The sequence below is a fragment of the Chamaesiphon sp. VAR_69_metabat_338 genome, from assembly GCF_031423935.1.
Classification (GTDB): domain Bacteria; phylum Cyanobacteriota; class Cyanobacteriia; order Cyanobacteriales; family Chamaesiphonaceae; genus Chamaesiphon.
In genome coordinates this window covers 1-10,033 of record NZ_JANPGM010000169.1, presented here as the reverse complement: position 1 = coordinate 10,033, position 10,033 = coordinate 1, and the positions used below count along the sequence as shown (strand labels likewise).

General features: G+C 50.1%; 7 protein-coding genes and 1 pseudogene. 5 read left to right on the top strand and 3 right to left on the bottom strand.

The window, feature by feature from the left end:
* Positions 1–157 precede the first annotated feature (157 nt).
* A complete protein-coding gene (gene hisG / locus RMO84_RS05025) occupies positions 158–802 on the bottom strand; it encodes an ATP phosphoribosyltransferase (protein ID WP_310487381.1) in 645 nt (214 codons plus the stop codon).
* A 127-nt stretch (positions 803–929) separates the two neighbouring features.
* A complete protein-coding gene (locus RMO84_RS05020) occupies positions 930–2,915 on the bottom strand; it encodes an ABC transporter ATP-binding protein (RefSeq protein ID WP_310487380.1) in 1,986 nt (661 codons plus the stop codon).
* A 187-nt stretch (positions 2,916–3,102) separates the two neighbouring features.
* Here RMO84_RS05020 and RMO84_RS05015 point away from each other — a divergent pair, with 187 nt between their 5' ends.
* From RMO84_RS05015 to RMO84_RS05000, 4 genes and pseudogenes are all read left to right on the top strand, one after another.
* Complete coding sequence (locus RMO84_RS05015) at positions 3,103–3,663, top strand: DUF4126 domain-containing protein (protein WP_310487379.1); 561 nt, start codon at positions 3,103–3,105, stop codon at positions 3,661–3,663.
* A 310-nt stretch (positions 3,664–3,973) separates the two neighbouring features.
* The gene (locus tag RMO84_RS05010) at positions 3,974–5,701 is read left to right on the top strand and encodes a diflavin flavoprotein (protein ID WP_310487378.1); all 1,728 of its coding nucleotides are present in this window, start codon (positions 3,974–3,976) and stop codon (positions 5,699–5,701) included.
* Positions 5,702–5,793: 92 nt separating this feature from the next.
* Positions 5,794–6,171 carry a GxxExxY protein gene (locus RMO84_RS05005; RefSeq protein ID WP_396135774.1) on the top strand — a complete coding sequence of 126 codons (378 nt, stop codon included), beginning with the start codon at positions 5,794–5,796 and terminating at the stop codon, positions 6,169–6,171.
* Positions 6,172–6,273: 102 nt separating this feature from the next.
* Positions 6,274–7,992 (top strand): annotated as a pseudogene (locus tag RMO84_RS05000) (diflavin flavoprotein).
* Between the two features lie 335 nt (positions 7,993–8,327).
* On the opposite strand, the gene RMO84_RS04995 reads toward RMO84_RS05000, so the two are convergent.
* The gene (locus RMO84_RS04995) at positions 8,328–9,569 is read right to left on the bottom strand and encodes a saccharopine dehydrogenase NADP-binding domain-containing protein (RefSeq protein WP_310487376.1); all 1,242 of its coding nucleotides are present in this window, start codon (positions 9,567–9,569) and stop codon (positions 8,328–8,330) included.
* Between the two features lie 208 nt (positions 9,570–9,777).
* Between RMO84_RS04995 and RMO84_RS04990 the strand changes: the two genes are divergently transcribed.
* Positions 9,778–10,002 carry a DUF2281 domain-containing protein gene (locus tag RMO84_RS04990; protein ID WP_310487375.1) on the top strand — a complete coding sequence of 75 codons (225 nt, stop codon included), beginning with the start codon at positions 9,778–9,780 and terminating at the stop codon, positions 10,000–10,002.
* Positions 10,003–10,033: the final 31 nt, after the last annotated feature.

The following is a 10,033-nucleotide window of genomic DNA, read 5'->3' as shown; positions in this document are numbered from 1 at the left end:
TGTTACTGTAAGCGGCAAGTAGATACCGATTTTGGAGATCTCTGTGCCGCTGCGAAGATCGTCGAGAACGCAATTCAGATGAGAGCGTAACAGTAAAGCCTAATTTCGATCGGCAAAGCAATCCGATCGAAATTAAGCTTTACTGAATTGACGTTACCTAAATATTCACGAGTGAATTAGATCGAATCTGGGTGACTAAACCGCTGAGATTATCGCGATCTAAGCGATAGCTAAGTGGATGGGCGATGAGTCTGGCACTGCTATGAAATAGAGTTTCGATCTCGATCAAACCATTCTCCCGCAGGGTTTTGCCCGTCGAAACTAGATCGATAATTGCTTCTGACATGCCTGTAATGGGGCCTAATTCTACCGAACCAGATAAAGGCACAATTTCGACAGGCAAATCGATGCTATCAAAGTATTCGCGCGCACAATGTACGAAGGTGGAAGCGACGCGACCGTGTGCGGGTAAATCCAAACTATTCCGGTACGGACTACTGGCTTTGACAGCGACTGATAATCGACAAGTTCCAAACTTTAAATCTACTAATTGCGCGACTTGAGGTGTTTTTTCGCGCAAAACATCATAACCGACAACTCCTAATTGAGCTTGTCCATATTCTACATATACAGGCACATCATGATTGCGTACTAGTAAAGCTTTTGCTCGATTAGTCGGATCGACGATCTGAAGTTGGCGATTATCTTTTTCAAGGAAGGCACTAAAGTCTAAACCAACAGATTGAAATAGCTGGATACAATCTTTGAGCAAACCACCTTTTGGTAAGGCTACGGTAATCATTTAGGGGATAGGGAATAGGGGATAGGGCATAGGGCGAGGGGGAAGGGGGAAGGGGGAATAGGGGACTTGGGGACTGGGACAATATCCAAACTCAATTCACTATCCCCTATCCTCTATTCCCTATCCCCTACTCACTCTCAACCATGGCTCGGCGACTTTGCTGATGAATGATGCGATCGATCGTGCCGAGGGGGATAGCAGCAATGAGCTTACGGGTGTATTCGGTTTTGGGTTCGTGGTAGATGGTGGCAGCCGCTTCGAGTTCTTCGATTTTACCGCGATTCATTACCATTATTCGATCGCTCATAAACTTGACCACACTCAGATCGTGGGAGATAAAAATATAGGTGAGATTGAATTCACCTTGTAATTCTTTGAGTAGGTTCAAGACTTGGGCTTGCACGGAGACATCGAGGGCGGAGACGGATTCATCGCAGATGATGAATTTGGGATTGAGAGCCAGGGCGCGGGCGATACAGACGCGCTGGCGTTGACCGCCGGATAATTGGTGGGGATAGGATTTGAGGTAGTCCGAACTCAAACCAACTCGTTGGAGGAGATATTCGGCACGTTCTTGGCGTTGCGATTTGCTTTTAATCGTGCGATGAATCACTAGCGGCTCGATAATCAAATCGCGAATATTCATCCGAGGATTGAGCGCGCCGAAAGGGTTTTGGAAGATAATTTGCAAGTCGCGGCGCAGGATTTGCATTGCTTCACCCATAAGGAGGGTAGTAATGTTTTTACCCTGAAATTCGATCGAGCCTTGCTGAGGTTCGATCAATCTCAAGATCGTTCGGGCGAGGGTACTTTTACCGCAGCCGGATTCGCCAACTAAACCGAGTGTTTCGCCTGGATAAACATCAAAGTCAATATCATTGACTGCCCACGTATATTGTTGGCGATCTTTCCCAAACATTCCTTGGGCGGGAAAACCAACTTTTAAATTTCTAACTGATAAAATTGGAGTGGATTTATGCTCGATCTTTGGTGTCGCGATCGGGCGAATATCCGGAATCTCTTGATTAATTATGGCGGCTGGCTGGGGCTTTTCAACGATTTCAATTACACCATCGGCACCCATGCGCTCTTCCATAAAGTCCCGAATCGTGGGCAGAATTTTCGACTCGCGATCGAGACGCGGACGACAAGCCAGCAAACTTTTCGTATAAGGGTGAGCCGGATTTTGAAATAGCTCGACGATCGGCTGACATTCGACGATTTTACCCTTGTACATGACTGCTACCACATCGGCAATCTCGGCGATAATTCCCAGATCGTGGGTGATGAAAATCATTGCCATCCCCCGCCTGTCGCGTAACTCTTGCAGGAGTTCTAAAATAGTTGCTTGTACGGTCACATCTAAAGCCGTTGTCGGTTCGTCAGCGATTAATAAAGTTGGATTGCAAGAAATCGCCATCGCGATCGTCACTCGTTGCAATTGTCCGCCCGAAAGTTGGTGGGGATAACGCTCCAACCAGGCTAATTTTTGCTCGTTAATAATTTGATTGAGTTCGCGATCGCTCGGCGGTGTCAACGAGATATCTTCAGAAAGTTTCTTGAAATTACTCGCCTCAATTTTGGTCAAATATTCTTCCCGCAAGTCCTCATCACTGGGAATTAACTTGACCTCTTGCAAACTAAAAACAGCCAGACGCCGCGCCTCGGCTGCTGATACCGATTGGTGTTGCGTAATGGCTTCGATTAATTGATAACCGATCGTAAATACCGGATTGAGCGCGCTCATCGGCTCCTGAAAAATCATCGCCATTCGGTCGCCGCGATAACCTGCCAGTTGGGATGGCTGTAAACTCAATAAATCGATCGCGCGATCTTGCGTTGATGCTGTCTCCCTATCTTGGAACCACACCTCGCCAGCCGTCACTCGCGCTGAATTAGGCAGCAAACCCATCACTGCCAACGAAGTCACCGACTTCCCCGAACCAGATTCGCCCACAATCCCCAGCGTTTGCCCAGGTTGGAGCGTCAACGAAATCCCCTCAACCGCTGGTTGCCGAGCACCTAAAAATTCTACCCGTAAATTACGAACATCAAGAACTGGCGGGTGCTGGGGGAGCCGCTCTGTTCGCGAAGCGTAAGAAGAATCGGTCATAGGGATGGGGAGAGGATAAGGTTGATGCGATCGAGTAGTTCTATCTTACGATATCGGTTCGTGTCGATCGATATCGAGCGATTTGATGCTCAGTCTAACATTGAACTACTCAAAAATTAGGGCACATCCAAGCTGCTAAAATGGTCGCTAATAGCTAGAAAATCGACTTTCAACAGCAGAAATATTCATGATTGGAATCTTGGCGGTACTATCGGTATCTGCGGCTGCTGGAATGCGAATTGCGCTGCCACTGTTGGTAATTGGGCTGATCCAAGGCGATTTGTGGCAACAAGTACCACTGTTAAGTCGCATCCAACCACCAGTGCTAATCGCCGTCCTCACTGCCTGGACGCTACTCGAACTATTTGTCTCCAAACAACTGTGGGGACAACGGCTGTTGCAATTTGTCGAGCTATTGTTTAGCCCCCTTGTCGGTGCCGTGATGGCGATGGCCGTAGCCAGAATTTTACACGAACCAGAGCACATCACCTGGATTCTGGGTGCAGTCGGCGGCTTATTCGCACTAGTTTTGCAACTAGTCAAAGTGGGTTGGTTTTATCGGCTCCAAGGATTGCCAACTTGGGCAATCTTCCTCGAAGATATCTTGTGCGTGTTATTAGTATTATTTGCCTTCAAAGCACCCAACTCTGGGGGATTAATCGCTCTGCTGCTGTTGTGGCTAGCCATGCGGAGTTCGCAAAGTTGGTATCAGTGGTATAAGGAAGGGAAAAAACAGGTGGAGCGGTAGGGATTTAGGAGCGGGGAGCGGGGATAGAATAAGAACGCTTGCGTTTAAATTCAACTACCTCCTATCCACTCAAACCCCGATCGAGGCGTTGCCGATCTGAGGCATAGTTCTCTGTTTTTACAACACAATTTTCTTTTCTCCCCGCCCCCCGCGATTCTTTCTAGCTTTTCATCCCTCAATCGAGCAATGCCCCTCGATCGATTAGTCTAAATTATGTCGATCGATAGTTTTTTCGATTCAACTCACCAAAAGGATCGTGTCACAATAGGAACAAACACCTAGTGAATTGAATAGGTAGAGGTAAAGCACGATGGTACTACTAACCGATAAAGTTCAAAAACGGTTGACGATCCAGGTTGAAGCGATCGCCGAGGATACGACTACGATTCGATCGTTAGACTGGGAGCGCGACAGGTTTGATATTGAATTTGGATTGCAAAATGGCACTACCTATAATTCCTTTATCATTCGGGGCGACAAACTCGCCTTAGTAGATACCTCCCACGAGAAATTTCGCCAGCTTTATCTCGATACCCTCAAGGGTCACATCGATCCCAGCCAGCTCGATTATCTAATTATCAGTCATACCGAACCCGACCATAGTGGGTTAGTACGCGATATCTTGGCTCTAGCACCCAATGTCACCGTCGTCGGGAGCAAAGTTGCGATTCAATTCCTGGAAAACTTCGTCCATCAACCGTTTACGAAATTAATCATTAAAAACGGCGACGTCCTCGATTTGGGGCAAGGACACGAGATCGAATTTGTAATTGCGCCGAATTTACATTGGCCCGATACGATCTTCAGCTTCGATCTCGGTACCCAGATCCTCTATACTTGCGATGCCTTTGGGATGCACTATTGCTCCGAAGCTATCTTCGATGAAGATTTAGCCAAAATCGAACCCGATTATCGGTTCTATTATGAATGCTTGATGGCACCCAACGCTCGATCGGTACTATCTGCCCTCAAACGGATGGGCGAACTCCCCGCCGTCGGCACGATTGCCACCGGACACGGCCCCCTATTGCGCTACAACGTCGGCGAACTCGTCCAACGGTATCAAGACTGGTCGCAACTCAAAGCCAAAGCAGAAGCTAGCGTGGCCGTCTTCTACGTCGCCGACTACGGTTATAGCGACAGGCTCTCCCAAGCCCTCGCGCGCGGCATTACCAAAACTGGCGTTGCTGTCGAAATGATGGATCTCAAATCCGCCGACCCCCAAGAAGTCCAAGAACTAGTCGGGCGCAGTGCTGGTATCGCGATCGGGATGCCCCCCGGACACGGTAAAATTTCCGAACTAGCCCAAGCCGCGATCGGGACTATTCTGGTAGCTGCCAAAAACAAACAGACGATCGGTTTATTTGAATCCTACGGCGGCGACGATGAGCCTGTAGACCCCCTAGTTAGTAAATTCCGTGAAATTGGCGTCAGCATCGCTTTCCCCGCTATCCGGGTCAAAGAAACCCCCACTGAGGCGATCTATCAGCAGTGTGAAGAAGCTGGCACCGACTTAGGCCAACTCCTGACCAAAGATAAAGCCATCAAACAGATGAAGTCCCTCGATTCCGACCTCGACAAAGCCTTGGGGCGGATAAGTGGCGGCTTGTATATCATCACTGCCAAAAAAGGCGACTTTAGTAGTGCCATGCTGGCTTCCTGGGTGACTCAGGCTAGCTTTGAGCCATTGGGCTTGACGATCGCAGTCTCAAACGATCGGGCGATCGATTCCTTGATGCAAGTCGGGGATAAATTCGTGTTAAATATGCTCGAAGAGGGGAATTATCAGACCTTGATGCGGCATTTCCTGAAACGATTCGCACCTGGGGCGGACAGATTTGAGGGTGTGAAGACTCAGGCGGCGGCGAATGGTAGCCCGATTTTACAGGATGCCTTGGCGTATGTGGAATGTGAGGTAGCGAGTCGGATGGCTTGTGGCGATCATCATGTGGTGTATGCGACGGTGGATACTGGGCGGGTGGCCAAGGTGGAGGGGTTGACGGCGGTGCATCATCGGCGGGTGGGGAATCATTATTAGGGCGGAGATGGTGTTTTTTTTAACGCAAAGGGCGCGGAGGGGAATGAGAGATGTCGATGGTTGCTGGTGATTTCCGCAAAGGGCGCGAAGGTATGAATGAGAATGAGTTATCTAGTGCGATTATTGGGTGTGCTTTGAAGGTTCACAAGGCTTTGGGGCCAGGATTATTGGAATCGGCTTATGAGGCTTGTCTGTGTTATGAATTAACTCGATCGAATTTAAAGGTGGAACAGCAAAAAGGTCTGCCACTAGTCTATCAAGACGTTAAATTGGAATGCGGTTATCGAGTCGATCTCTTAGTTGAAAACAAAGTAATCGTCGAACTCAAAGCAGTCGAATCCATCAATCCACTACACTCAGCCCAAGTCCTCACATACCTCAAACTATCCCACTGTAAACTCGGACTCATCATTAACTTCAACGTCCTCCTCCTCAAAGACGGCATCCGTAGAATCGTCAATAACCTCTAACTCCTACCCTCCGCGCCCTCTGCGGAAACCACCATCACCCATCCCCAAGCACCAAAATCCCCCCGCGCCCTTTGCGTTAAAATACCCACCACACTAAGCACTATGCCCCCCCGCGACCTGCAAGCCTCCCCCATCGCCCCCGACACCACCGGCCGCCGCTCCCGCGCCTGGGATCGACTCAAATTTGAAATCGAGTACGGACTCAGACGCGGCACCACCGCCAACTCCTTCATCATCAAAGGCGACATCAAAGCCCTCATCGACCCCCCCGGATCCTCCTTCACCGATGTCTTCATTGCCGGATTAGACAGCCGCTTTAATGTCAAATTAATCGAATACGTTATCCTCGGTCACATCAACCCCAATCGCGGCGAAACACTTAAAAAGCTCCTCGAAATCGCCCCCCAAATTACCTTCGTCTGCTCCAATCCCGCTGCGATCGCCTTACCAACCATTCTCGATCGTGACGACCTCAAAATCATCGCCATCAAGGGTGGAGAATCGATCGATCTCGGCAAAGGACATCTCTTAAAATTCATCCTTGCCCCAACCCCCCGCTGGCCCGATCGATTATTAACCTACGATCCGAAAACTCAAGTTTTATACAGCGATAAACTGTTTGGTTGCCATGTTTGCGGCGATCAAGTATTTGATGAAGGTTGGGAAACATACGCTGAAGATCGGCGTTATTATTTCGATTGTTTGATGGCTCCAGCAGCCAAACAAATTAGTGCTACTTTAGATAAAATTTCCGAATATCCGATTAGTTGCTACGCTACCGGACACGGCCCCCTAGTTAAATACGGTTTAACTGAATTAACTAATCTCTATCACCAGTGGAGTAAAGCCCAAAGCAGTCAATCCCTCTCAGTCGCCCTGATTTATGCTTCTGCTTATGGCAATACTGCCACCGTTGCCCAAGCGATCGCCGCTGGTATTACTAAAGCAGGTGTGGGTGTAGAATCGATTAATTGTGAATTTGTCGAACCTGCTGAAATTAAGGCTGCATTGGAAAAATGCGCGGGCTTTATTATCGGTTCCCCCACCCTCGGCGGCCACGCCCCGACGCCGATTCAAACTGCTTTAGGTGTAGTTTTATCGACTGCCGAAAAGACTAAATTAGCCGGAGTATTTGGCTCGTTTGGTTGGAGTGGTGAAGCGATCGACCTATTAGAAACCAAGCTCAAAGATGCAGGCTACAAACTCGGATTCGAGCCGATTCGGGTCAAATTCAAACCAACCGAAATCACTCTCAAAGAATGCGAAGAAACCGGCACCGATTTTGCCCAAGCCGTTAAGAAAGCTAAAAAAGCCAGCATCCCCTAAGCCAAGATCGGCGAAGCTACTACCGATCGAGTCGAGCAAGCCGTCGGGCGGATCGTCGGTGCCATGACGATCGTCACCACCCAACAGGGCGATTTATCTGGGGCAATGCTAGCATCCTGGGTATCTCAAGCCACCTTCAATCCTCCCGGCCTCACCGTCGCCGTCGCCAAAGAACGCGCGATCGAATCCCTGATGCACAAAGACGGTAAATTCGTCCTCAACATCCTCGAACAGGGCAAACACATCCCCCTGATGAAACAATTCCTCAAACCCTTCGCTCCTGGCGAAGACCGCTTCGTCGGCGTTAACATCGAAACCGCCACCAACGGCTGCCAGATCCTCACCGATAGCCTCGCCTACCTCGAATGCAACGTCCAAAGCCGGATGGAATGCGGCGATCATTGGTTAATTTACGCCACGATCGATACTGGCAAAGTCTTCAACCCCACCGGAGTCACCGCTATTCATCATCGGAAGTCGGGGACGCATTATTAGGAGCGGGGAGCGGGGAGTTGGGAGCGGGGAGTGAATAGTGGATAGTGGATAGTGGATAGTGGATAGTGGGGAGTATGAGAAGCTCTCCGTCGATACGACTCGATCGCTCAACACTAGCAATCCACAGTCCAATTACTAATGCGAAGCGCGCTATGCCACTCACTATCTAACCCTTACGTAGGGGAGTTTGAGGGGAGGCGTCCCGTCCCCTCAACGGGGGGTCTGGGGGTCGGCACCCCCAGACCCGGGTTCTGCCCTCACCAGCAATCTTCGCAACCTACAAGTATCGATCGTTTACCGCTACGCCTAGCACTATTGACCCTAAATCACATAAATCAACCCCCAACCTCAATCCGCATCCCCGCCCCCCGCAACCGCCCCACCAACACATCCCCCAACCCCACCGCTGGCGTCAACACCCCACCCCGCTCCGTGCCACCTGGCAAACCCTCAAAATCCAACACCAAACATAAAGCCGACTCACACACAAACTTCACCGTCGCCCGATTCCCCGGATCGCCCTCATCCGCAATTAGCCCCCGCACCCGCGAGCCATCGCTCCCCCAACCCAACAACTCACACCGAAACCACCCCGCATCCATCACCTGCTCCGTCGGGCCAGAACCGGGCTGCGGCATCCCTTGGAGCAACAGCGCGCGCAACGGTGGCACTTGCAGAGCACCAGCAATTAACGCCATACCGCCCACCATTCCCGCCGACTGCAACCACCCCCACGGCGGATCGCACTTCAAATACTCCTGATAACCAAAATCCGCCCCATAAGACTCCTGCTGACGATTCTCTTCCAGAGACGCTATGCGATCGAATAACGCCCAACTCCGCCGCACGATCCGCGTATTCACCGGCCCCATAAAAAATGGCGCAGTCCAAGCCTCCACATCCTCGTCGAATTGCGGCGCAACCGGATCGCGATGCCGCTCTACATCTACAGGCACCGATTCCGGCGGATTGAGCAAAAACGGATTAGCTACCCGCTCCCATTGACCGCGATCGTAAATATCCAAACCCGAAGCCAAAGTACCACCATTAAACCCGCCCGCCGCCTGATAATAAGCTTTCACCTGCCGACAGTCCACCCCGCGTTCCTGCTGGAAATAACGCGCCACTAGATACGCGCCCAAATCCGACGGCACCGAATCAAAGCCACAACAGGGGATAATCCGCGTCCCATCCGCCGCTGCTTGCTGGTGATGGCGATCGATTAAATCACGCACCCAGGGCGTTTCACCCGTAATATCGACATAGTGAGTGCGGTGACGCACGCAAGCAGCCACAATCTCATCGCCATATACCCCAAATGGCCCCGCCGTATTCAATACCACCCACGTTTGCGATACGATTGCATCAATCGCTGCCCGATCCTGACTATCCGCCACCAGGATATCGACATCGACCCCAACTCTAGCCCTGACTGATTCTAACTTCTGGCGATCGCGACCGGCCATCGCCCACCGCACTTCACCAGGACGAGTATGTTCGGCAAAATACCGCACAGTTTGCTGTCCGACAAAGCCACTAGCCCCATACAGCACGACATCGTAAGTTGTTTGACGCATTCTGGGAATAGTGGATAGTGGATAGTTGATAGTTGATAGTCGATCGCTGAAATGAGCTGAGACTCTTGCACTGTCGCGATTTAAAAACAAGTAACTATGTTCGGGAGATCGATCGGACAAATTGCTATTTCTACGGTACAACATCCCTTTTGTGAGTTGTGAGAATCATCCCATACAATTGAGGTGTAGTCAGAACGGAGCTAAAACGATGCAAGTATCTGCAACAGAAGCTGCAACCAAACTGAACGAGCTAATAGAAGCAGCCATTAATGGTGAAGAAGTGATTTTGCTTAAAGGAGATCGTCCGGCAATTAAATTTACGCCCATAGAATCTGCCAAACCTCGTCCCAAATTTGGTAGCGCAAAGGGACTAGTTTGGATGTCTGATGATTTTGATGAGCCGCTGGCCGAAATGAAGGAGTATATGGAGTGAGGCAATTACTCGATACACATACCTTTTTATG

Bases quoted from the DNA above. Each gene is read 5' to 3' on its own strand.
- hisG (WP_310487381.1), bottom strand. From the start codon at position 802: ATGATTACCGTAGCCTTACCAAAAGGTGGTTTGCTCAAAGATTGTATC.
- RMO84_RS05020 (WP_310487380.1), bottom strand. From the start codon at position 2,915: ATGACCGATTCTTCTTACGCTTCGCGAACAGAGCGGCTCCCCCAGCAC.
- RMO84_RS05015 (WP_310487379.1), top strand. From the start codon at position 3,103: ATGATTGGAATCTTGGCGGTACTATCGGTATCTGCGGCTGCTGGAATG.
- RMO84_RS05010 (WP_310487378.1), top strand. From the start codon at position 3,974: ATGGTACTACTAACCGATAAAGTTCAAAAACGGTTGACGATCCAGGTT.
- RMO84_RS05005 (WP_396135774.1), top strand. From the start codon at position 5,794: ATGAATGAGAATGAGTTATCTAGTGCGATTATTGGGTGTGCTTTGAAG.
- RMO84_RS04995 (WP_310487376.1), bottom strand. From the start codon at position 9,569: ATGCGTCAAACAACTTACGATGTCGTGCTGTATGGGGCTAGTGGCTTT.
- RMO84_RS04990 (WP_310487375.1), top strand. From the start codon at position 9,778: ATGCAAGTATCTGCAACAGAAGCTGCAACCAAACTGAACGAGCTAATA.